Below are 21548 nucleotides of genomic sequence, written 5' to 3'. Positions count from 1 at the left end.
CGAAATTCATTGGGTATAAGTGATAGACTATTTCATCATTTTTTTAGCTGCTATGTACATAGCGTTGACGCTGTGCCATGAAGCAACAGCGGGGAGTGTAGTCGCAAATGGCGAAAGAGAAAAAACGTGGCTTTTTTTCCTGGCTGGGCTTTGGTCAAAAAGAGCAGGCACCGGAAAACGAGACAGAATTAAAAAACGAAGAACAACAACAGGTTGTGGAAGAAGCTGCCGTTGTTGAGGAACAGCCGCGCGCGCAGGAAAACCATAGCGAAGCCGAAACGGAGGCCTTTGCGGCTGAAGTTGTGGAAGTCACTGAACAGGTTGCAGAAATCGAAAAACTGCAGCCTGAGCCGGAACCTGTGGTCGAGCAACCGCAGCCGGAGGTTGAACCGGTTGTTGAAGCCCCTGTGCCAACGGCGGTTATCGAACACGAAGAGTTACCGCTGCCGGAAGAAGTAAAAACTGAAGAAATTTCGCCAGAAGAATGGCAGGCTGAAGCGGAAACCGTTGAAATTGTTGAAGCGGTTGAAGAAGAAGCGGAAAACGAACCGCAGCTGACCGACGAAGAACTGGAAGCGCAGGCGCTGGCTGCTGAAGCGGCAGAAGAAGCCGTCATGGTTGTGCCGGTAGAAGAACCTGTCGTAGAAGAACCTGCTGTAGAAGAGCCAGCAGAAGAAGAAACGGTACAAGAACAGGAGAAACCGACGAAAGAAGGCTTCTTTGCGCGTCTGAAACGCAGCCTGCTAAAAACCAAAGAAAACCTCGGTTCCGGATTTATCAGTCTGTTCCGCGGTAAAAAGATCGACGATGATCTGTTTGAAGAACTGGAAGAGCAGTTGCTGATCGCCGATGTGGGGGTAGAAACCACCCGTAAGATCATCGCCAACCTGACGGAAGGGGCCAGCCGCAAGCAGCTTAAAGATGCTGAAGCGCTGTACGGTCTGCTGAAAGATGAAATGGGCGAGATTCTGGCGAAGGTTGATGAACCGCTAAATGTGGATGGTAAGACGCCGTTTGTTATCTTAATGGTTGGTGTGAACGGTGTGGGTAAAACCACCACCATCGGCAAGCTGGCACGTCAGTTCGAGCAGCAGGGCAAATCGGTGATGTTGGCTGCGGGAGATACCTTCCGTGCGGCGGCGGTCGAGCAGCTGCAGGTCTGGGGCCAGCGTAACAACATTCCGGTGATTGCACAGCATACCGGCGCGGATTCCGCGTCCGTTATCTTTGATGCCATCCAGGCGGCGAAGGCGCGTAACGTTGACGTGCTGATCGCCGATACCGCAGGTCGCTTGCAGAACAAAGCGCATCTGATGGAAGAATTGAAGAAAATCGTTCGCGTGATGAAAAAGCTCGACGAAGATGCGCCGCATGAAATTATGCTGACCCTTGACGCCAGTACCGGGCAGAATGCCATAAGCCAGGCCAAACTGTTCCATGAAGCGGTGGGTTTGACCGGTATTACCCTGACCAAGCTGGACGGTACGGCGAAAGGTGGGGTAATTTTCTCGGTTGCCGACCAGTTTGGCATCCCTATCCGCTACATCGGTGTGGGCGAACGTATCGAGGATTTACGTCCGTTTAAAGCGGACGATTTTATAGAGGCACTTTTTGCCCGAGAGGATTAACAATGATTCGCTTTGAACATGTCAGCAAGGCCTATCTCGGTGGGAGACAAGCGCTGCAGGGAGTCACATTCCATATGCAGCCTGGCGAGATGGCGTTTCTGACCGGCCACTCCGGTGCGGGGAAAAGTACCCTGCTGAAGCTGATCTGTGGGATTGAACGGCCCAGTGCCGGGAAAATTTCCTTCAGCGGGCATGACATCAGCCGTTTGAAAAACCGTGAAGTGCCGTTTCTGCGTCGCCAGATCGGCATGATTTTTCAGGATCACCATCTGCTGATGGATCGGACCGTTTTTGACAACGTGGCGATTCCGCTGATTATCGCGGGTGCCAGCGGGGACGATATTCGTCGCCGCGTGTCAGCGGCACTGGACAAGGTCGGGCTGTTGGACAAAGCGAAGAATTTCCCGATTCAACTCTCCGGCGGTGAGCAGCAGCGTGTGGGAATTGCCCGTGCGGTGGTGAATAAACCTGCGGTACTGCTGGCGGATGAACCGACCGGAAACCTTGATGACGCGTTGTCGGAGGGGATCTTACGCCTGTTCGAAGAGTTCAACCGCGTCGGGGTTACGGTATTAATGGCGACGCACGACATTGGGCTGATCTCCCGTCGTTCCTATCGCCAGATGGTCCTGAGCGACGGACACCTGCATGGAGGCCTGGCGCATGAATAGACGTGACGCTATTAATCAAATCAAACAGTTCGGTGGGCGACTGGACCGTTTTCGTAAATCGGGCGGTGCGCCAGGTGACGGGGGACGCAACGCGCCGAAGCGGGCAAAATCCTCACCAAAGCCGAACTCACGTAAAACCAATGTCTTTAACGAGCAGGTGCGCTATGCGTTCCAGGGCGCGTTACAGGACCTGAAAAGCAAGCCGCTGGCGACGTTCCTGACGGTGATGGTGATCGCCATCTCCCTGACGCTGCCGAGCGTGTGTTACATGGTCTATAAGAACGTAAACCAGGCGGCAAGCCAGTATTATCCGTCCCCGCAGATCACCGTGTATTTGCAGAAAACGCTGGATGATGACGCGGCGGCGCGGGTGGTTGGTCAATTGCAGGCCGAGCAGGGCGTGGAGAAGGTGAATTATCTTTCCCGCGACGATGCGCTGGGTGAATTCCGTAACTGGTCTGGTTTTGGCGGTGCGCTGGATATGCTGGAAGAGAACCCGCTGCCGGCCGTGGCGGTGGTTATCCCAAAACTGGATTTCCAGGGCACGGAGTCGCTGAACACGCTGCGTGATCGGGTGGCACAAATCAATGGTATTGATGAAGTGCGCATGGATGACAGCTGGTTTGCGCGGCTGGCGGCGTTGACGAGTCTGGTGGGGCGCGTTTCGGCAATGATTGGCGTGCTGATGGTGGCCGCGGTGTTCCTGGTTATCGGCAACAGCGTACGACTGAGCATTTTTGCCCGTCGCGATACCATCAACGTACAGAAACTGATTGGCGCAACGGATGGGTTTATCCTGCGACCGTTCCTCTACGGCGGAGCGCTGCTTGGCTTTTCGGGCGCTTTTCTTTCACTGATTTTGTCAGAAATTTTGGTGATGCGTCTGTCTTCAGCGGTCACTGAAGTGGCACAGGTTTTTGGAACTAAATTTGATATCAACGGCTTATCATTCGACGAGTGCCTGCTGCTGCTGCTGGTGTGCTCAATGATTGGCTGGGTGGCAGCCTGGCTTGCCACGGTCCAACATTTACGCCACTTTACCCCCGATTAAAAAATCTCTGGTATAATCTTTCCCTGCACTGAGAAGTTCGCTCTGCAGGGAAAGAGTCCCTGTTGTCTCTTCCCGACATAGTCATTGTGATGTCACATTTTGTGCGTAATGTATACACAGTACGACATGGAACTTGTGGATAAAATCACTGTCTGATAAAAGATTGAATGATATTCTCGTTGCTCATAAGCTCTGGCATGGTTGTTGCTGTCGATTTTTCAACGCGCCAGATGATATAGATTGAGAGGATTTGAATGACCAAAGAAATGCAAAATTTAGCTTTAGCCCCTGTTGGTAACCTGGAATCTTACATCCGGGCTGCAAACGCGTGGCCGATGTTGTCGGCTGACGAGGAGCGGGCACTGGCTGAAAAGCTGCATTACCAGGGCGATCTGGAAGCAGCTAAAACGCTGATCCTGTCTCACCTGCGCTTTGTTGTTCATGTTGCTCGTAACTACGCGGGCTATGGCCTGCCGCAGGCGGATCTGATTCAGGAAGGTAATATCGGCCTGATGAAAGCCGTGCGCCGTTTCAACCCGGAAGTGGGTGTGCGCCTGGTGTCTTTCGCCGTGCACTGGATCAAAGCAGAGATCCACGAATACGTTCTGCGTAACTGGCGTATCGTTAAAGTCGCGACCACCAAAGCACAGCGTAAGCTGTTCTTTAACCTGCGTAAAACTAAGCAGCGTCTGGGCTGGTTTAACCAGGATGAAGTTGAAATGGTCGCTCGCGAGCTGGGGGTTTCCAGCAAAGACGTCCGCGAAATGGAATCCCGTATGGCGGCGCAGGACATGACGTTTGACATGTCTTCGGACGACGAGTCCGACAGCCAGCCGATGGCTCCGGTGCTTTATCTGCAGGACAAATCGTCTAACTTTGCTGACGGCATTGAAGACGATAACTGGGAAGAGCAGGCGGCGAACAAATTGACTTACGCGATGGAAGGTCTGGATGAACGTAGCCAGGACATCATCCGTGCCCGTTGGCTCGACGAAGACAACAAGTCGACGTTGCAGGAGCTGGCCGATCGCTACGGTGTTTCCGCTGAACGTGTGCGTCAGCTTGAAAAGAACGCCATGAAAAAACTCCGCGCGGCAATCGAAGCGTAATTTTCGCGAATTGCCAATGAACCCTCGAATGTGAATTCGGGGGTTTTGTTTTTTGTAGGCCGGATAAGGCGTTTACGCTGCCATCCGGCAACACGTTTGCCTGATGGCGCTTCGCTTATCGGGCAAACGGGCCTTTCCTCCCCTCCCACCGACACGAATCTGTTATCTGGATGTAAAATTAGCTATTCCAAAATAATAAAAATCGGGTATGTTTTAGCAGAGTATGCTGCTAAAGCACGGGTAGCTATCCAATAATCGAAATAAAGTGCTGAACAACAACATCACAACACACGTAATAACCACAATAATGGGGATTGTCAGGATGAATATGAAGGGTAAAGCGTTATTGGCAGGATGTATCGCCCTGTCTTTGAGCAATATGGCCTTTGCTAAGGATATTAAAGTTGCCGTCGTCGGCGCGATGTCGGGTCCGGTGGCGCAGTATGGCGACCAGGAGTTTACCGGTGCAGAACAGGCGATTGCAGACATTAACGCCAAAGGCGGCGTGAAGGGTGACAAGCTGGTCGTGGTGAAATACGACGATGCCTGTGACCCGAAACAGGCGGTAGCGGTTGCCAACAAAGTGGTTAACGACGGGATTAAATACGTTATCGGTCACCTGTGCTCGTCTTCTACTCAGCCCGCGTCAGATATCTATGAAGACGAAGGCATTCTGATGATCACTCCGGCGGCAACCGCGCCGGAACTGACCGCACGTGGCTATAATCTGGTAATGCGTACCACCGGCCTGGACTCTGATCAGGGGCCAACTGCCGCGAAATATATTGTTGAAAAAGTGAAGCCGAAACGCATTGCCATCGTTCACGACAAGCAGCAGTACGGTGAAGGTTTGGCGCGCTCTGTGCAAGACAACCTGAAGAAAGCGAATGCTGATGTGGTGTTCTTTGACGGTATCACCGCCGGTGAGAAAGACTTCTCCACCCTGGTGGCGCGTCTGAAGAAAGATAACATCGACTTTGTTTACTACGGTGGCTACCACCCGGAAATGGGGCAGATCCTGCGTCAGGCGCGTGCTGCTGGCCTGAAAACCCAGTTTATGGGACCAGAAGGGGTGGCGAACGTGTCGCTGTCTAACATCGCCGGTGAATCTGCGGAAGGCTTACTGGTGACCAAGCCGAAGAACTATGATCAGGTTCCGGCGAACAAACCGATCGTGGATGCCATCAAGGCCAAGAAACAGGATCCAAGCGGCGCGTTTGTGTGGACCACCTACGCTGCGCTGCAATCATTGCAGGCTGGTCTGAACCATTCCGACGATCCGGCTGAAATTGCTAAATACCTGAAAGCAAACTCTGTTGAAACCGTGATGGGGCCGCTGTCATGGGATGCGAAGGGTGACCTGAAAGGCTTCGAGTTCGGCGTGTTTGATTGGCATGCTAACGGTACGGCTACAGACGCTAAGTGAGTAACTGCCCGGTAGCGCTTTGCTTACCGGGCCTACAGCGAGCACTTCGTAGGCCGGATAAGCGTCAGCGCCATCCGGCTTTTTTATTACCGTTTCTCCCAGCCATCCGCCTGTGCGCTAAACCCTAATGCCTGCATAAATGCGGCCATCACGCCGCGGTCTTCCACGCCTACATCTGCCATCCACCATGAACTCACGTCAGGGTTTTCGCGGATCACTTCTTCGATCAAATACTGCCCGACGCCGCGACGGCGGGTGATTTCGCGTATGCGTAAGGAATCCAGCGCGCCTTGCGTACCGCTCAGGGTGACGCGTACTGCGCCTAACAGGCGCTCATTAAACCGCGCGGCATAGATCCGGTGAGCGTCATCGACGCGTAGAGATGAGGCGGAATATTCCGGCCAGATTTTGCCCAGATCAATGTTGTCCTGAGCACTAAAGTTTTCTAAACGAATGATGGTCAGCTTCATTGACAGCGTGTCCAAATCACAAAAGATGAAATCAGTGTACCGAAATAATTCCCCCGGACGCTTTCTCTTTTTTATGAGAATAACCAGGTGATTAATTTTATAACAACGATAATTACAGTTTGAAACATTAGGCATTGAAAAACAGGCAGGATATTACCCTGGGATGCAGCATTTTATTCCGCTCTTTGTGCCATTATTTTATGCTGACAAGCGTGCTTTTTTTTGTTTATCTATAGTGAAAAGCAGAATATTATCTTTTCTTAATCGACTGAAAAATAGAGATTTTAGCGGTAATTTGCTTAAAATGCTGCGCTAAACCATTAATCAGACAGGCAAAAATAGTGCAGTTCAAAAAAAGCACAGTCTGCTTTTTAACCATATAAATACAAAATAAATACACAACATCACGAATGGGGATTCAGGAATGAAAAGGAATGCGAAGACAATCATCGCAGGGGTAATCGCACTGGCAATGTCGCACACGGCTATGGCGGAGGAGATCAAAGTCGCTGTGGTCGGGGCAATGTCAGGTCCGGTCGCGCAGTGGGGCGATATGGAATTCAATGGCGCGCGTCAGGCGATTAAAGATATTAATGCCAAAGGTGGCATCAAAGGCGACAAGCTGGTGGGCGTGGAATATGACGACGCCTGCGATCCAAAACAGGCGGTGGCCGTGGCGAATAAAATCGTTAACGACGGCATTCAGTATGTGATTGGTCACCTGTGCTCATCGTCGACTCAACCTGCATCCGACATCTACGAAGATGAAGGCATCCTGATGATTTCCCCGGGTGCCACCAACCCGGAACTGACGCAGCGCGGTTATGCGCACATCATGCGTACGGCCGGTCTGGACTCCTCTCAGGGACCCACCGCGGCGAAATATATTCTTGAGACGGTTAAGCCTCAGCGTATTGCCATCCTCCATGATAAGCAGCAGTACGGTGAAGGACTGGCGCGCTCGGTACAAGACAGCCTGAAAGCGGGCAAAGCCAATATCGTCTTCTTTGATGGGATCACTGCCGGAGAAAAAGATTTTTCTGCGCTGATTGCCCGTCTGAAGAAAGAAAACATCGACTTCGTTTATTACGGTGGCTACTACCCGGAAATGGGACAAATGCTGCGTCAGGCGCGCTCTGTGGGCCTGAAAACGCAGTTTATGGGACCAGAAGGCGTGGGTAATGCGTCACTGTCCAACATCGCGGGCGAGGCAGGCGAAGGCATGCTGGTGACCATGCCAAAACGCTATGACCAGGATCCGGCGAATAAGGCTATCGTCGATGCGCTCAAAGCGGACAAGAAAGATCCGACCGGACCATATGTGTGGATCACCTACGCCGCTGTGCAGTCGCTGGCAACCGCTTTGGATCGCAGCGGCAGCAAAGAACCGCTGGATCTGGTGAAAGATTTAAAAGCACACGGGGCTGATACCGTGATTGGGCCGCTGAATTGGGATGAAAAAGGCGATCTAAAGGGATTTGAGTTTGGTGTCTTCCAGTGGCACGCCGACGGGTCGTCCTCGGTAGCCAAATAATTATCCCACCGCCCGGTGATGCCGGGCGGGTATGAAAAGGTTTGCATATGTCCGAGCAGTTCCTCTATTTCTTACAGCAGATGTTTAACGGCGTCACGCTGGGAAGCACCTACGCGCTGATCGCCATCGGTTACACGATGGTGTACGGCATTATCGGCATGATCAACTTCGCCCACGGCGAGGTGTATATGATCGGCAGCTATGTCTCCTTTATGATCATCGCTGCGCTAATGATGATGGGTATTGATACCAGCTGGCTGCTGGTAGCGGCCGGATTCGTAGGCGCTATCGTGATTGCCAGCGCCTACGGCTGGAGTATTGAACGCGTGGCATACCGGCCCGTGCGCAGCTCCAAGCGCCTGATTGCGCTGATTTCCGCCATCGGGATGTCCATCTTCCTGCAAAACTACGTCAGCCTGACCGAAGGCTCGCGCGACGTGGCGCTGCCCAGCCTGTTTAACGGCCAGTGGACCATCGGCAGTAGCGAAAACTTCTCTGCCTCCATTACGACCATGCAGGCAGTTATCTGGGTTGTGACCTTTGTAGCCATGCTGGCGCTGACGATTTTCATCCGCTACTCGCGTATGGGCCGTGCGTGTCGCGCCTGTGCAGAAGATCTGAAAATGGCCAGCCTGCTCGGTATTAACACTGACCGCGTGATTGCGCTGACTTTTGTGATCGGTGCGGCGATGGCGGCAGTGGCGGGCGTGCTGCTCGGTCAATTCTACGGCGTTATCAACCCGTATATCGGCTTTATGGCCGGGATGAAAGCCTTTACCGCCGCCGTACTGGGTGGCATCGGTAGCATCCCTGGGGCGATGATTGGCGGTCTGATTCTGGGTGTAGCGGAAGCGCTTTCCTCTGCGTATCTGAGTACGGAATACAAAGACGTGGTGTCGTTTGCACTGCTGATTATCGTGCTGCTGGTGATGCCGACCGGTATTCTGGGTCGCCCGGAGGTAGAGAAAGTATGAAACCAATGCACGTTGCGATGGCGCTGCTCTCTGCCGCCATGTTTTTCATCCTCGCGGGTGTCTTTATGGGCGTTCAGTTAGAGCTGGATGGCACCAAGCTGGTCGTTGATGTCGCCAGTGATATTCGCTGGCAGTGGGTGTTTATCGGCACCGGAGTCGTTTTTCTGTTCCAGCTGCTGCGCCCGGCTTTCCAGCACAGCATGAAGCGAGTTTCCGGCCCGAAGTTTATTCTGCCGGCGATTGACGGCTCCACCGTCAAACAAAAACTGTTCCTGGTGGCGCTGCTGGTGATTGCCGTAGCGTGGCCGTTTATGGTCTCACGCGGCACGGTCGATATCGCCACGCTGACGATGATCTATATCATCCTCGGTCTGGGCTTAAACGTGGTGGTGGGGCTTTCTGGTCTGTTGGTGCTGGGCTACGGCGGTTTTTATGCTATCGGTGCTTACACCTTCGCGCTGTTGAACCACTATTACGGTCTCGGTTTCTGGACCTGCCTGCCGCTGGCAGGCCTGGTCTCTGCGGCAGCGGGTTTCCTGCTCGGCTTCCCGGTACTGCGTCTGCGCGGTGACTATCTGGCGATTGTGACTTTAGGTTTTGGTGAGATCGTCCGTATTCTGTTGCTGAACAATACTGAAGTGACCGGTGGCCCGAACGGCATTAGCCAGATCCCGAAACCGACTCTCTTCGGTCTCGAGTTCAGCCGTAGCGCCCGCGAAGGCGGCTGGGATACCTTCAGCAACTTCTTCGGCGTGAAGTATGACCCGTCTGACCGTGTGATTTTCCTCTATCTGGTGGCGTTGCTGCTGGTGGTTTTCTCACTGTTCGTCATTAACCGCCTGCTGCGTATGCCGCTGGGCCGCGCGTGGGAAGCCTTGCGTGAAGATGAAATCGCCTGCCGCTCGCTGGGTTTAAACCCAACACGTATCAAGCTGACCGCCTTTACCATCAGTGCCGCGTTTGCCGGCTTTGCCGGCACGCTGTTTGCTGCGCGTCAGGGCTTCGTTAGTCCGGAGTCTTTCACTTTTGCTGAATCGGCCTTCGTACTGGCGATTGTCGTCCTCGGTGGCATGGGGTCGCAGTTTGCGGTGATCCTGGCGGCCATCCTGCTGGTGGTGTCACGCGAACTGATGCGTGATTTCAATGAATACAGCATGTTGATGCTCGGTGGTTTGATGGTACTGATGATGATCTGGCGCCCACAGGGGCTTCTGCCGATGACCCGTCCACAGTTGAAGTTGAAAAACGGGCAAGCGAAAGAAGGAGAGCAGGCATGAGTCAGCCATTATTATCCGTGAACGGCCTGATGATGCGCTTCGGCGGTCTGCTGGCGGTCAACAACGTTGAACTGGAACTGAGGCCGCAGGAAATTGTCTCGTTAATCGGGCCAAACGGTGCGGGTAAAACCACAGTTTTCAACTGTCTGACCGGTTTTTACAAGCCGACGGGGGGGACGATCAAGCTGCGCGATCAGCATCTGGAAGGGCTGCCGGGCCAGCAAATTGCCCGCATGGGCGTGGTGCGCACCTTCCAGCACGTGCGTCTGTTCCGCGAGATGACGGTGATTGAAAACCTGCTGGTGGCGCAACACCAACAGCTGAAAACCGGTGTCTTCTCCGGATTGCTGAAAACCCCGTCTTTCCGTCGTGCCCAGAGCGAAGCGCTGGACCGTGCTGCCACCTGGCTTGAGCGTATCGGTCTGCTGGAACACGCCAACCGTCAGGCCAGTAACCTGGCCTATGGTGACCAGCGTCGTCTGGAGATTGCTCGTTGCATGGTGACCCAGCCGGAAATCCTGATGCTCGACGAACCTGCCGCGGGGCTCAACCCGAAAGAGACTAAAGAGCTGGATGAGCTGATTGCTGAGCTGCGTAATCATCACAACACTTCAATCTTGTTGATTGAACATGACATGAAGCTGGTGATGGGGATTTCAGACCGTATCTACGTGGTGAACCAGGGCACGCCGCTGGCAAACGGGACGCCGGAACAGATTCGTAATAACCCGGATGTCATCCGCGCCTATTTAGGTGAAGCATAATGGGGGCGAGCCAAAAGATGGAAAAAGCGATGTTAACGTTTGACAAGGTGAACGCCCACTACGGAAAGATCCAGGCGCTGCACGACGTCAGTCTGTATATCAATCAGGGTGAGATCGTGACGTTAATCGGTGCCAACGGTGCGGGTAAAACCACGCTGCTCGGCACATTGTGCGGCGATCCGCGAGCGACCAGCGGGCGCATTGTTTTTGATGGTAAAGACATCACCGACTGGCAGACGGCGAAAATCATGCGTGAAGCGGTGGCGATTGTCCCGGAAGGGCGTCGCGTGTTTTCGCGCATGACGGTGGAAGAGAATCTGGCAATGGGTGGCTTCTTTGTTGAACGCAACCAGTTTCAGGAACGTATCAAGTGGGTGTATGACCTGTTCCCACGCCTGCATGAGCGTCGTATTCAACGGGCGGGCACCATGTCCGGCGGTGAACAGCAGATGCTGGCGATTGGCCGCGCGCTGATGAGCCAGCCACGTCTGCTGCTGCTTGATGAACCATCTCTGGGGCTGGCGCCGATTATCATCCAGCAGATCTTTAACACCATCGAACAGCTGCGTGAGCAGGGGATGACCATCTTCCTCGTCGAGCAGAACGCCAATCAGGCGCTGAAGCTCGCCGATCGCGGCTACGTGCTGGAAAACGGTCATGTGGTTCTGGAGGACACCGGCGATGCGCTGCTGGCCAACGAAGCGGTGCGCAGCGCCTATCTGGGCGGGTAATATTTCTTGAAATAGACCAGGGGCCGATGTGGCCCCTTTTTATTGCTCCATGTTATTATTGAGAATAATTATCAATAATAAAATGAACAAGGAGAAAGGATGCGACGTTCTGGCACCTGCATGATGATTGGAAGTCTGTTTTTGGCGCTCTCATCCAGCGCTCAGGCATTGAAGCCGCAAACGTTCGACCCGCGCGATCCCGCTATCTGGGAAGAAAAAACCACCAATCCGTTAGCACAATCCAACTCGCCCTGCGAAGTATTCAACAGCTCGGTGTGCCCGAGTTGGGAAGATGAAAAATCGGATATCCAGCGTGAGCGTGAGCGGCGGGAGCAGCAGCGTTTACAGAATGAGTACGAACGACGCTGGCGTAGAGATTAAGGCCGGCAACGCTGTTGCTTGCCGTTACGCCAGTTGCGCTGCTGCATTCCTCTGTAGGAGTGCTCCAGCAGGTCGATCTGCGCAATCTGCCGGTGGAAGTCTGTGGTCGCGTGGTTTATCCCATCTCTTCGCTGAAACTTCCTGCGTTACGGGGAAAACGCATCATTAACGCCCAGTCACGCCAACTCAAGTTTCTGGAAAGCCTGGTGGCGATATCTCCGGAAGAAAACATCCATGGTATGCAGATCCTGGGTTTGGCGCTGGAATTTATTTTCGCGCAATCTTCCTGATTTTACTGGACTGATAAAATCCCTCCGTAGGCCGGGTAAGACATCACCACTACCCGGCTTTGTTGTGCACCACCCCGCATTTTCCTGTCACTACGCCTTCACTGCCTTGCCATCTCTCTGTCGCCTTACTATCTTTTTTTTGTAATAAAAAAGTTATTTTTCTGTCATTCGAGCATGTCATGTTACCCCCGCGAGCATAAAACGCGTGATATCGCGCATCCGGCACAACAAGAGAGATAACCGATGAAATCGTTACGACATACAGCTTTAGGACTGGCAATCAGCCTGGCATTTGCAGGTCAGGCACTGGCCGTCACCACTATCCCGTTCTGGCATTCAATGGAAGGCGAACTGGGTAAAGAAGTTGATTCACTGGCGCAACGTTTTAATGAATCCAATCCCGACTACAAAATCGTTCCGCAGTACAAAGGCAACTATGAGCAGAGCCTGAGCGCGGGGATCGCCGCATTCCGTACCGGTAACGCGCCTGCTCTGCTGCAGGTTTACGAAGTCGGGACGGCAACTATGATGGCCTCAAAGGCAATTAAGCCGGTCTATGAAGTGTTCAAAGAGGCTGGAATTAACTTTGATGAGTCTCAGTTTGTGCCGACGGTTTCCGGTTATTACACCGACTCTAAAACCGGACATTTGCTCTCCCAGCCGTTTAACAGCTCCACCCCGGTGCTGTACTACAACAAAGATGCCTTCAAAAAAGCCGGTTTAGACCCTGAACAGCCGCCAAAAACCTGGCAGGACCTGGCGGAGTACACCGCGAAGTTGAAGGCTGCAGGCATGAAGTGCGGCTATGCCAGCGGCTGGCAGGGGTGGATCCAGATTGAAAACTTTAGTGCCTGGAACGGTTTGCCGGTCGCCACTAAAAACAATGGTTTTGACGGTACCGATGCGGTGCTGGAGTTTAATAAGCCGGAGCAGGTGAAACATATTGCACTGCTGCAAGAGCTAAACAAGAAGGGTGATTTCAGCTACTTCGGGCGCAAAGATGAATCCACCGAGAAGTTTTACAGCGGTGACTGTGCGATTACCACTGCTTCTTCCGGCTCTCTGGCCGACATCCGTCACTATGCGAAATTCAACTATGGCGTCGGTATGATGCCGTACGATGCCGACGTGAAAGGTGCCCCGCAGAACGCGATTATCGGCGGTGCGAGCCTGTGGGTGATGCAGGGTAAAGACAAAGAAACCTACGCTGGCGTGGCGCAGTTCCTTAACTTCCTGGCGAAGCCTGAAATTGCGGCTGAATGGCACCAGAAAACGGGCTATCTGCCGATCACCACCGCCGCCTACGATCTGACCCGCGAACAGGGCTTCTATGACAAGAACCCGGGGGCGGATACCGCCACGCGTCAAATGCTGAACAAGCCACCGTTGCCGTTCACCAAAGGACTGCGCTTGGGCAATATGCCGCAGATCCGCACCATCGTGGATGAGGAACTGGAAAGCGTCTGGACCGGTAAGAAAACCCCACAGCAAGCGTTGGATACCGCCGTTGAGCGCGGCAACCAGTTACTGCGTCGCTTCGAGCAGTCGACCAAATCTTAAGTGTATAAGTGCCTGATGGCGCTGCGCTTATCAGGCCTACAGCGTTTGTAGGCCGGATAAGGTGCTTGCACCGCCATCCGGCACCTTCCAGGAAAAGAACTGCCATGTCCTCATCCCGACCGGTGTTCCGCTCGCGCTGGCTACCCTATTTATTGGTGGCCCCGCAACTGGCTATCACCCTTATTTTCTTTATCTGGCCTGCGGGTGAAGCGCTGTGGTATTCGCTACAAAGCGTCGATCCATTTGGTTTTTCCAGCCAGTTCGTGGGGCTGGATAATTTTGTCGCGCTGTTTCATGACCCGTACTACCTTGATTCGTTCTGGACCACCATCAAGTTCAGTACGTTAGTCACGGTAAGCGGTCTGTTGGTGTCGCTGTTTTTTGCCGCGCTGGTGAATTACGTGGTGCGCGGCAGCCGTTTCTACCAGACGCTGATGCTGCTGCCTTACGCGGTGGCCCCTGCCGTCGCTGCGGTGCTGTGGATCTTTCTGTTTAATCCAGGGCGCGGGTTGATTACGCATTTTCTCGGTGAGTTTGGCTATGACTGGAATCACGCGCAAAACAGCGGCCAGGCCATGTTCCTCGTGGTATTTGCCTCGGTCTGGAAGCAGATTAGTTACAACTTCCTGTTCTTCTTTGCCGCATTACAGTCTATTCCTCTCTCGCTGATAGAAGCCGCGGCGATTGACGGTGCGGGTCCAATCCGGCGCTTCTTCAAGCTGGCGTTGCCGCTGATTGCCCCGGTGAGTTTTTTCCTGCTGGTGGTGAATCTGGTTTACGCCTTCTTTGACACCTTCCCGGTGATTGATGCCGCCACGGCGGGCGGACCGGTGCAGGCGACGACCACGCTGATTTATAAGATCTACCGTGAAGGATTTGTCGGGCTGGATCTGGCGTCTTCCGCTGCACAATCGGTGGTGCTGATGTTCCTCGTTATTATTTTGACCGTGGTGCAGTTCCGCTATGTGGAAAGTAAGGTGCGTTACCAATGATTGAGAACCGTCGCTGGCTGACAATATTCAGCCACACCCTGCTGATTCTGGGGATCATGGTGATCCTGTTCCCGCTGTACGTTGCGTTTGTGGCGGCGACGCTGGACAACCAGGCGGTATATGACACGCCGATGACGCTGATCCCCGGAACCCATCTGCTGGATAACATGCACACCATCTGGGTCAACGGGGTGGGCGTGAACAGCGCACCATTCTGGTTGATGATGCTCAACAGTTTCATCATGGCGTTCAGCATAACGCTGGGGAAAATCACGGTGTCGATGCTCTCCGCATTCGCCATCGTCTGGTTTCGCTTTCCGCTGCGTAACCTGTTCTTCTGGATGATTTTTATTACGTTGATGCTGCCGGTGGAGGTGCGAATTTTCCCGACGGTAGAGGTGATCGCCAACCTGAAAATGCTCGACAGCTACGCAGGTCTGACGCTGCCGCTGATGGCATCCGCCACCGCGACATTCCTGTTCCGCCAGTTCTTTATGACCCTGCCAGATGAACTGGTGGAAGCGGCGCGTATTGACGGCGCATCACCGATGCGTTTTTTCCGCGACATCGTGCTGCCGTTGTCAAAAACCAATCTGGCGGCGCTGTTCGTCATCACCTTTATTTACGGCTGGAACCAGTATCTGTGGCCGTTGTTGATTATTACCGACGTGAACCTGGGCACGGCGGTGGCGGGTATCAAAGGCATGATCGCCACCGGTGAAGGTACGACGCAGTGGAACCACGTGATGGCAGCTATGCTGCTAACGCTTATCCCTCCGGTAATCATCGTGTTAGCCATGCAGCGCGCGTTTGTGCGTGGCCTGGTCGATAGTGAGAAATAAAATGGCTGGTTTAAAACTACAGGCAGTAACCAAAAGCTGGGACGGTAAAACCCAGGTGATTAAACCGCTGACGCTGGATGTTGCGGACGGGGAATTTATTGTAATGGTCGGGCCGTCCGGCTGCGGTAAGTCTACGCTGCTGCGGATGGTCGCCGGACTGGAGCGGGTGAGCAGCGGCGATATCTGGATTGAAAATAAGCGCGTCACTGAGATGGAGCCGAAAGATCGCGGTATTGCGATGGTGTTCCAGAATTACGCGCTCTACCCGCATATGAGTGTGGAAGAAAACATGGCCTGGGGGTTGAAAATTCGCGGCATGAGCAAAGCGCACATTGCCGAGCGTGTGAACGATGCCGCGCGTATCCTTGAGCTGAGCGAACTGCTCAAACGTCGCCCACGCGAGCTTTCCGGTGGCCAGCGTCAGCGTGTGGCGATGGGACGGGCGATTGTGCGCGAACCGGCAGTATTCCTGTTTGATGAGCCGCTTTCCAACCTTGATGCCAAGCTGCGCGTGCAGATGCGTCTGGAGTTACAACATCTGCACCGGCGACTGAAAACCACCTCACTTTACGTAACCCACGATCAGGTCGAAGCTATGACCCTTGCCCAGCGGGTACTGGTGATGAACAAAGGCGTCGCCGAGCAAATCGGTACGCCGGTTGAGGTGTACGAAAAACCGGCCAGCCGCTTTGTGGCGAGCTTTATCGGCAGTCCGGCCATGAACCTTCTGGACGGGCGTATCAGCGCCACGGGCCATCATTTTGAGCTGGATAGCGGCATGATGTTGCCCCTCGGCAAGGATTATTCACGCCATATTGGGCGTAACATGACGTTGGGTATCCGCCCGGAGCATATTGCGCTAAGCTCGCAGGCCGAAGGCGGCGTGCCGCAGGTGCTAGACACTCTGGAAATGCTGGGCGCGGATAACCTGGCCCACGGACGCTGGGGCGAGCAGAAACTGGTGGTGCGGCTGGCGCATCAGCATCGCCCGACGGCAGGCAGCACGCTGTGGCTGCATCTGCCCGAAAACCATATGCATCTCTTTGATGGCGAAACAGGACAACGAGTATGAGTAACTGGCCTTATCCCCATATTGTCGCCCATCGTGGTGGCGGTAAACTGGCCCCGGAAAACACGCTGGCGGCAATCGATGTGGGGGCGCGATTCGGGCATACCATGATCGAATTTGACGCGAAATTGTCAAAAGATGGCGAGATCTTCTTACTGCACGACGACAACCTTGAACGCACCAGCAACGGCTGGGGCGTCGCAGGGGAGCTGAACTGGCAGGATCTGCTGCGCGTTGATGCCGGGGGCTGGTTTAGCGGCGAGTTCAAAGGCGAGCCGTTGCCGTTGCTTTCTCAGGTGGCGGACCGCTGCCGTCAGCATCGCATGATGGCCAATATTGAGATTAAACCCACTACGGGTAGCGAGGCACTCACCGGCAGAGCCGTTGCGCTGGCAGCGCGTGAACTCTGGGCTGACATGACGCCGCCGCTGCTGTCATCCTTTGACATTGAGGCTCTTGAAGCTGCACAGCAGGCCGCACCGGAACTGCCGCGCGGGCTGCTGCTTGATGAATGGCGTGACGACTGGCGCGAACTCACGTCGCGGCTGGGCTGCGTTTCTCTTCATCTAAACTATACGCTGCTGGATGAAGCGCGTGTCGATGCGATACGTGATGCCGGGTTACGCATTCTGGTGTACACCGTCAACCGTCCCCAGCGCGCGGCAGAGCTATTGCGCTGGGGGGTGGATTGCATCTGTACCGATGCCATTGATGTCATTGGGCCGGATTTTCAGCCCTATTAAGGCCCAATCGTTTTTAACGGCACGTTAGGCTGCGGCGTGCTGGAGGGCTTAAGCATGTCGCCGTTCTTTTTCTCCGACAGCATTTGCTGCTGTTTATTCAGCGTGCTGTCCGGATTGCGGTTGGTGTTTAGCATCCCACCGTTGTTGTTGGGTAGCATTTGCTGTTGGCTGGTATTCAACTCCCCCGGCTGAGACTGGCGCACGCGCTGGGAATTGGTGTTGATCTGATTTTCCATATGCTGCTGTTGCATGCGCGTCTGCGTCTGCAACTGTTGGTTCAGCATCCCTTTCTGCTGAATTTGCTGTGATTGCATTTGTGTCTGCATCCGCTGCTGACTCGGGATCTGATAACCCGGTTGATTCGGGTTGTTCATGGTGTTGATGGGCTGTGCAAAGCCTGCAAACGGCAATAGCATGGCTAAAATCAAGAGTCGTTTCATCGCTTTTCTCCTCTCGGGGATCTCTTTAGTTTACTCCTTTCTCGTCGTTACGATGGTTATTTCAGAGTTATGCACCAGGCTTAGTGGGGGCAGACCCCCGTACATCTGGAGAATAACGATGATAAAACCGACGTTTATACGCCGGGTAGCCATTGCTGCTCTGCTCTCAGGAAGCTGTTTCAGCGCGGCTGCCGCACCGGCTGCGCCGCCAGTATCATATGGCGTGGAAGAAGATGTGTTCCATCCCGTGCGCGCGCAGCAGGGGATGGTTGCCTCCGTGGATGCGATGGCCACGCAGGTTGGGGTAGATATCTTAAAGCAGGGGGGTAACGCGGTAGATGCTGCCGTGGCCGTGGGGTATGCACTGGCGGTGACGCATCCCCAGGCGGGGAACCTGGGCGGCGGTGGATTTATGCTGCTGCGCACCAAAGACGGGAATACGACCGCTATCGATTTCCGTGAAATGGCGCCGGCTAACGCCACGCGTGATATGTTCCTCGACGATCAGGGCAATCCGGACAGTAAAAAATCGCTAACCTCGCATCTGGCTTCCGGCACGCCGGGGACCGTGGCCGGATTCTCGCTGGCGCTGGAGAAATACGGCACCCTGCCGCTCAACAAAGTGGTACGCCCGGCGATGAAGCTGGCGGCAGAGGGGTTTGTGGTAAACGATGCGCTGGCTGACGATCTCAAAACGTACGGCAGTGAAGTGATCCCCAACCACGAGAACAGCAAAGCTATTTTCTGGAAAGACGGCGAACCGCTGAAAAAGGGCGACAAGCTGGTACAGAAAAACCTGGCGAAAAGCCTCGAGATGATTGCCGAGAATGGCCCGGATGCGTTTTATAAAGGGGCGATTGCCGATCAGATAGCCGAGGAGATGAAGAAGAACGGCGGGCTGATGAGCAAAGACGATTTAGCCGCTTATAAAGCCGTGGAGCGTAAACCGATTAGCGGCGACTATCGCGGGTACCAGGTCTTCTCGATGCCGCCCCCGTCCTCTGGCGGTATTCATATTGTGCAGATCCTTAATATTCTCGAAAACTTCGATATGAAGAAATACGGATTTGGCAGCGCCGATGCCATGCAGGTGATGGCGGAGGCGGAGAAGTATGCTTACGCCGACCGCTCTGAATACCTTGGCGATCCGGATTTTGTGAAGGTACCGTGGCAGGCGCTGACCAACAAAGCGTATGCCAAATCGCTTGCCGAGCAGATCGATATCAATAAAGCCAAACCCTCCAGTCAGATCAAACCGGGCAAGCTTGCCCCGTACGAAAGTAACCAAACCACCCACTTCTCGGTGGTGGATAAAGACGGCAACGCCGTGGCGGTGACCTATACCCTGAACACCACCTTCGGCACCGGTATTGTGGCGGGTAACACCGGTATTCTGCTCAATAACGAAATGGATGACTTCTCTGCCAAACCGGGTGTCCCGAACGTTTACGGGCTGGTGGGCGGTGATGCCAACGCGGTAGGGCCGAATAAGCGCCCGCTGTCGTCCATGTCGCCGACCATCGTAGTGAAAGACGGTAAAACCTGGCTGGTTACCGGCAGCCCTGGCGGCAGTCGTATTATCACTACTGTGCTGCAAATGGTGGTCAACAGCATTGATTTTGGAATGAACGTCGCCGAAGCCACCAATGCACCGCGTTTCCATCATCAGTGGTTGCCGGATGAGCTGCGCATCGAGAAAGGCTTCAGCCCGGACACCATCAAACTGTTAGAACAGAAAGGGCAAAAAGTCGCGCTCAAAGAGGCGATGGGCAGCACCCAGAGCATTATGGTCGGGCCGGATGGCGCACTGTATGGCGCGTCTGACCCACGCTCCGTGGATGATTTAACGGCGGGGTACTAAGGTGGATGGCCTACATCGTGCTATACGCTGTAGGCCTTATCTGTCAGCTAGGGAACGTACTGTTGCTGTGATTCAGACCAGCGATATATGCGACTGCTTTTATCCTCAAGGTTAACACGCTCTACGTCATAAAAACCGGCGGTCTTTGCCGCGCGTATTTTCAGGATGTACTTACTTTCGCTGATGTCGTGCTGTCGTGTTCCGTCCTGATTCCAGTCCCCGGCGATATCCTGATATTGGTAAACAAGGTTGGAAAACACGTTGATTATCTTGTTGTCTTTAATCGCGTAGAGCTCCAGCACTTCATAAAATGCACCGCCGCCGGAATACGCATTTGAGTACCCGCCGCGTACCCCGAATGCCAGGGTATCGGGTGCGATCCGATAAGGGGCCAGATCCAGTTTGGTGTAATAAGCCAGCGGTTTGACGGACTCATCATCACTCTGCGCTTCGGCGTTTTCATTCCACGTTGAGAGCTGGTCCAGCGGTTTTTCTGAACGTGCGATCGGCTGCAACTGTTGATTCTGCCAGGAAAAAACGCCGAGATATAATTTATTGACGCGGCTGGTGCTGTAATTTTCCGGACAGCCGTTATCTGCGCGTTTCCTGGTTTGTTCTGCCTCTGCCTGATTATCGGCAAAACAGGCGACGCCAATGTATTTCCCGTTTTTGCCCCAGGCTTTGGCACCGGTCATAATCAGGTTTTTGGGGTCTTCATTCGGCGCAACCCAGCTAATCCATTGCGCCACCTCTAACCCTTGCGGCAGTTCACCAAACCCTTTGGCGGGCGTTGCCCCCATCATTTGCTCGGCGAAAATCTGCTTACCTTCCGGATGTTGAATGGCGTTGGGGATGGAATCCACATTTTGTACGGTCGTGGCGTCGCCGGGGGAAATCGTTGCCAGCAGAACCAGCGATAAAACCTTTTTCACGATGCGTCCTTTCAATAAAAAGGGCGAGATGACTCGCCCAACCATTACTTCACGCGCGCCATAAAGTACGCATCAACGTACTCACCGTTGCGCAGGCCATATTTCTTACCGGTCCCTTCGATTTCAAAGCCATACTTTTTGTACACCGCCACAGCAGGCTCATTATCGACAAACACCGTCAGCTCAATGCGCTCGACGCGCAGCCAGTTGTCGCACATGTCGATCATGGTGCGGATGAGCGCGCTGGCGACGCCGCGATTTTGCCAGCGGGCATCTACGCAGATCCCAAAATCAGCGACGTGGCTGCGGCGCGGGCGCTGGGTGACTTCAATGCATAAGTGCCCCACGACAATATCATCAATGCAGGCAACCAGTTGTTTGACACCGGTGCGCTCGGCGAGCCGTTCTTGCCACATCTCCATGGAAGGATGAGGAACCTGTAGCGTATTGTGATACACCTCCGGCTGGGCATGGATTTGACGAATGGCGTCGTAATCTTTCTTTTCAGCGTGGCGTATCACTATCTCACTCATTCCTTATCTCCTGCAGGGTTAATTGTGTATTTACACTCGCTGAGAAAGAAAAATCCGTCAACTGCATTTTTTTGCAAAAAGAAGTAGACAAGTGCGAATGAGAATGATTATTATTGCTCTGCGTTCAGGGGAACCCTACGGAGAACCTGAAAGCACGACATTGCTCACATTGCTTCCAGTATTACTTTAGCCAGCTTTTGCTGGCTTTTTTTTTGGGGTTTTGTTTCAGCCTGGCTTACTTGCCATTTTGTCCCCGGGAAGTGCTCGTGC

Annotated in this window: 21 protein-coding genes and 1 pseudogene; 18 read left to right on the top strand and 4 right to left on the bottom strand. The window is 53.8% G+C overall.

Annotation, left to right across the window (positions count from 1 at the left end; all coding sequences use genetic code 11):
- Positions 1 to 107: 107 nt before the first annotated feature.
- The 5 genes from ftsY (at position 108) to FCH32_RS17325 (ending at position 5885) form a co-directional block, all read left to right on the top strand.
- On the top strand, positions 108 to 1628 hold the full coding sequence (gene ftsY, locus FCH32_RS17345) for a signal recognition particle-docking protein FtsY (protein WP_174361259.1): 1521 nt from the start codon (positions 108 to 110) through the stop codon (positions 1626 to 1628).
- 2 nt (positions 1629 to 1630) lie between these two features.
- Entirely contained in the window at positions 1631 to 2299 is a 669-nt protein-coding gene (gene ftsE, locus FCH32_RS17340; protein ID WP_096759224.1) for a cell division ATP-binding protein FtsE, read from the top strand.
- Entirely contained in the window at positions 2292 to 3350 is a 1059-nt protein-coding gene (gene ftsX, locus FCH32_RS17335) for a permease-like cell division protein FtsX (RefSeq protein ID WP_096759225.1), read from the top strand. The genes ftsE and ftsX overlap by 8 nt, the downstream gene beginning before the upstream one ends.
- Positions 3351 to 3604: 254 nt before the next feature.
- A complete protein-coding gene (rpoH, locus tag FCH32_RS17330; protein WP_096759226.1) occupies positions 3605 to 4459 on the top strand; it encodes an RNA polymerase sigma factor RpoH in 855 nt (284 codons plus the stop codon).
- A gap of 322 nt (positions 4460 to 4781) precedes the next feature.
- Positions 4782 to 5885 carry a branched-chain amino acid ABC transporter substrate-binding protein gene (locus tag FCH32_RS17325; RefSeq protein WP_138140553.1) on the top strand — a complete coding sequence of 368 codons (1104 nt, stop codon included), beginning with the start codon at positions 4782 to 4784 and terminating at the stop codon, positions 5883 to 5885.
- Between the two features lie 86 nt (positions 5886 to 5971).
- Here the strand turns inward: FCH32_RS17325 and panM are convergent, their stop codons facing one another.
- The gene (gene panM / locus FCH32_RS17320; RefSeq protein ID WP_174361258.1) at positions 5972 to 6355 is read right to left on the bottom strand and encodes an aspartate 1-decarboxylase autocleavage activator PanM; all 384 of its coding nucleotides are present in this window, start codon (positions 6353 to 6355) and stop codon (positions 5972 to 5974) included.
- A 424-nt stretch (positions 6356 to 6779) separates the two neighbouring features.
- Between panM and livK the strand changes: the two genes are divergently transcribed.
- The 12 genes and pseudogenes from livK to ugpQ all read left to right on the top strand — a co-directional run bounded on the left by livK (position 6780) and on the right by ugpQ (position 17512).
- Positions 6780 to 7889 carry a high-affinity branched-chain amino acid ABC transporter substrate-binding protein LivK gene (gene livK, locus FCH32_RS17315; RefSeq protein WP_115257271.1) on the top strand — a complete coding sequence of 370 codons (1110 nt, stop codon included), beginning with the start codon at positions 6780 to 6782 and terminating at the stop codon, positions 7887 to 7889.
- A 47-nt stretch (positions 7890 to 7936) separates the two neighbouring features.
- Positions 7937 to 8863: a high-affinity branched-chain amino acid ABC transporter permease LivH gene (gene livH / locus FCH32_RS17310; RefSeq protein ID WP_096759229.1), complete on the top strand. Its 927-nt coding sequence runs from the start codon at positions 7937 to 7939 to the stop codon at positions 8861 to 8863.
- Positions 8860 to 10140 (top strand): branched chain amino acid ABC transporter permease LivM, encoded by a 1281-nt coding sequence (gene livM / locus FCH32_RS17305; RefSeq protein WP_096759230.1) that lies wholly within the window; start codon positions 8860 to 8862, stop codon positions 10138 to 10140. The genes livH and livM overlap by 4 nt, the downstream gene beginning before the upstream one ends.
- Positions 10137 to 10904 (top strand): high-affinity branched-chain amino acid ABC transporter ATP-binding protein LivG, encoded by a 768-nt coding sequence (gene livG, locus FCH32_RS17300; protein WP_096759231.1) that lies wholly within the window; start codon positions 10137 to 10139, stop codon positions 10902 to 10904. The genes livM and livG overlap by 4 nt, the downstream gene beginning before the upstream one ends.
- Positions 10905 to 10921: 17 nt before the next feature.
- Positions 10922 to 11635 carry a high-affinity branched-chain amino acid ABC transporter ATP-binding protein LivF gene (livF, locus tag FCH32_RS17295; protein ID WP_096759502.1) on the top strand — a complete coding sequence of 238 codons (714 nt, stop codon included), beginning with the start codon at positions 10922 to 10924 and terminating at the stop codon, positions 11633 to 11635.
- 99 nt (positions 11636 to 11734) lie between these two features.
- Complete coding sequence (locus FCH32_RS17290) at positions 11735 to 12016, top strand: hypothetical protein (RefSeq protein ID WP_174361257.1); 282 nt, start codon at positions 11735 to 11737, stop codon at positions 12014 to 12016.
- A gap of 20 nt (positions 12017 to 12036) precedes the next feature.
- Positions 12037 to 12306, top strand: a pseudogene (locus tag FCH32_RS17285) (dTDP-glucose pyrophosphorylase); the annotation flags it as partial.
- 243 nt (positions 12307 to 12549) lie between these two features.
- The gene (gene ugpB / locus FCH32_RS17280) at positions 12550 to 13866 is read left to right on the top strand and encodes a sn-glycerol-3-phosphate ABC transporter substrate-binding protein UgpB (protein ID WP_096759233.1); all 1317 of its coding nucleotides are present in this window, start codon (positions 12550 to 12552) and stop codon (positions 13864 to 13866) included.
- A 104-nt stretch (positions 13867 to 13970) separates the two neighbouring features.
- A complete protein-coding gene (gene ugpA / locus FCH32_RS17275; RefSeq protein WP_174361256.1) occupies positions 13971 to 14858 on the top strand; it encodes a sn-glycerol-3-phosphate ABC transporter permease UgpA in 888 nt (295 codons plus the stop codon).
- Positions 14855 to 15700: a sn-glycerol-3-phosphate ABC transporter permease UgpE gene (gene ugpE, locus FCH32_RS17270; protein ID WP_174361255.1), complete on the top strand. Its 846-nt coding sequence runs from the start codon at positions 14855 to 14857 to the stop codon at positions 15698 to 15700. Before ugpA ends, ugpE begins: the two co-directional genes overlap by 4 nt.
- A 1-nt stretch (position 15701) precedes the next feature.
- Positions 15702 to 16772 (top strand): sn-glycerol-3-phosphate import ATP-binding protein UgpC, encoded by a 1071-nt coding sequence (locus tag FCH32_RS17265; RefSeq protein WP_174361254.1) that lies wholly within the window; start codon positions 15702 to 15704, stop codon positions 16770 to 16772.
- Positions 16769 to 17512: a glycerophosphodiester phosphodiesterase gene (gene ugpQ / locus FCH32_RS17260; RefSeq protein WP_115257276.1), complete on the top strand. Its 744-nt coding sequence runs from the start codon at positions 16769 to 16771 to the stop codon at positions 17510 to 17512. Before FCH32_RS17265 ends, ugpQ begins: the two co-directional genes overlap by 4 nt.
- Here ugpQ and FCH32_RS17255 read toward each other — a convergent pair.
- Positions 17509 to 17952 (bottom strand): DUF2756 family protein, encoded by a 444-nt coding sequence (locus FCH32_RS17255; RefSeq protein WP_096759238.1) that lies wholly within the window; start codon positions 17950 to 17952, stop codon positions 17509 to 17511. The genes ugpQ and FCH32_RS17255 overlap by 4 nt on opposite strands.
- 118 nt (positions 17953 to 18070) lie before the next feature.
- On the opposite strand from FCH32_RS17255, the gene ggt reads away from it, so the two are divergent.
- On the top strand, positions 18071 to 19813 hold the full coding sequence (gene ggt / locus FCH32_RS17250) for a gamma-glutamyltransferase (RefSeq protein WP_096759239.1): 1743 nt from the start codon (positions 18071 to 18073) through the stop codon (positions 19811 to 19813).
- A gap of 47 nt (positions 19814 to 19860) precedes the next feature.
- Here the strand turns inward: ggt and FCH32_RS17245 are convergent, their stop codons facing one another.
- Together FCH32_RS17245 and yhhY are read right to left on the bottom strand one after the other, a co-directional pair.
- The gene (locus tag FCH32_RS17245; RefSeq protein ID WP_174361253.1) at positions 19861 to 20745 is read right to left on the bottom strand and encodes a hypothetical protein; all 885 of its coding nucleotides are present in this window, start codon (positions 20743 to 20745) and stop codon (positions 19861 to 19863) included.
- A gap of 44 nt (positions 20746 to 20789) precedes the next feature.
- Positions 20790 to 21278 carry an N-acetyltransferase gene (yhhY, locus tag FCH32_RS17240; RefSeq protein ID WP_096759242.1) on the bottom strand — a complete coding sequence of 163 codons (489 nt, stop codon included), beginning with the start codon at positions 21276 to 21278 and terminating at the stop codon, positions 20790 to 20792.
- Between the last annotated feature and the right edge of the window lie 270 nt (positions 21279 to 21548).

The sequence above is a fragment of the Citrobacter gillenii genome (assembly GCF_013337685.1).
Taxonomy (GTDB): Bacteria; Pseudomonadota; Gammaproteobacteria; order Enterobacterales; family Enterobacteriaceae; genus Citrobacter; species Citrobacter gillenii.
The sequence above is the reverse complement of the archived record's forward strand: the minus strand, read 5'-3'. Positions and strand labels throughout refer to the sequence as shown.

Coding starts and splice junctions, on each gene's coding strand:
- ftsY (WP_174361259.1), top strand. CDS start 108: ATGGCGAAAGAGAAAAAACGTGGCTTTTTTTCCTGGCTGGGCTTTGGT.
- ftsE (WP_096759224.1), top strand. CDS start 1,631: ATGATTCGCTTTGAACATGTCAGCAAGGCCTATCTCGGTGGGAGACAA.
- ftsX (WP_096759225.1), top strand. CDS start 2,292: ATGAATAGACGTGACGCTATTAATCAAATCAAACAGTTCGGTGGGCGA.
- rpoH (WP_096759226.1), top strand. CDS start 3,605: ATGACCAAAGAAATGCAAAATTTAGCTTTAGCCCCTGTTGGTAACCTG.
- FCH32_RS17325 (WP_138140553.1), top strand. CDS start 4,782: ATGAATATGAAGGGTAAAGCGTTATTGGCAGGATGTATCGCCCTGTCT.
- panM (WP_174361258.1), bottom strand. CDS start 6,355: ATGAAGCTGACCATCATTCGTTTAGAAAACTTTAGTGCTCAGGACAAC.
- livK (WP_115257271.1), top strand. CDS start 6,780: ATGAAAAGGAATGCGAAGACAATCATCGCAGGGGTAATCGCACTGGCA.
- livH (WP_096759229.1), top strand. CDS start 7,937: ATGTCCGAGCAGTTCCTCTATTTCTTACAGCAGATGTTTAACGGCGTC.
- livM (WP_096759230.1), top strand. CDS start 8,860: ATGAAACCAATGCACGTTGCGATGGCGCTGCTCTCTGCCGCCATGTTT.
- livG (WP_096759231.1), top strand. CDS start 10,137: ATGAGTCAGCCATTATTATCCGTGAACGGCCTGATGATGCGCTTCGGC.
- livF (WP_096759502.1), top strand. CDS start 10,922: ATGGAAAAAGCGATGTTAACGTTTGACAAGGTGAACGCCCACTACGGA.
- FCH32_RS17290 (WP_174361257.1), top strand. CDS start 11,735: ATGCGACGTTCTGGCACCTGCATGATGATTGGAAGTCTGTTTTTGGCG.
- ugpB (WP_096759233.1), top strand. CDS start 12,550: ATGAAATCGTTACGACATACAGCTTTAGGACTGGCAATCAGCCTGGCA.
- ugpA (WP_174361256.1), top strand. CDS start 13,971: ATGTCCTCATCCCGACCGGTGTTCCGCTCGCGCTGGCTACCCTATTTA.
- ugpE (WP_174361255.1), top strand. CDS start 14,855: ATGATTGAGAACCGTCGCTGGCTGACAATATTCAGCCACACCCTGCTG.
- FCH32_RS17265 (WP_174361254.1), top strand. CDS start 15,702: ATGGCTGGTTTAAAACTACAGGCAGTAACCAAAAGCTGGGACGGTAAA.
- ugpQ (WP_115257276.1), top strand. CDS start 16,769: ATGAGTAACTGGCCTTATCCCCATATTGTCGCCCATCGTGGTGGCGGT.
- FCH32_RS17255 (WP_096759238.1), bottom strand. CDS start 17,952: ATGAAACGACTCTTGATTTTAGCCATGCTATTGCCGTTTGCAGGCTTT.
- ggt (WP_096759239.1), top strand. CDS start 18,071: ATGATAAAACCGACGTTTATACGCCGGGTAGCCATTGCTGCTCTGCTC.
- yhhY (WP_096759242.1), bottom strand. CDS start 21,278: ATGAGTGAGATAGTGATACGCCACGCTGAAAAGAAAGATTACGACGCC.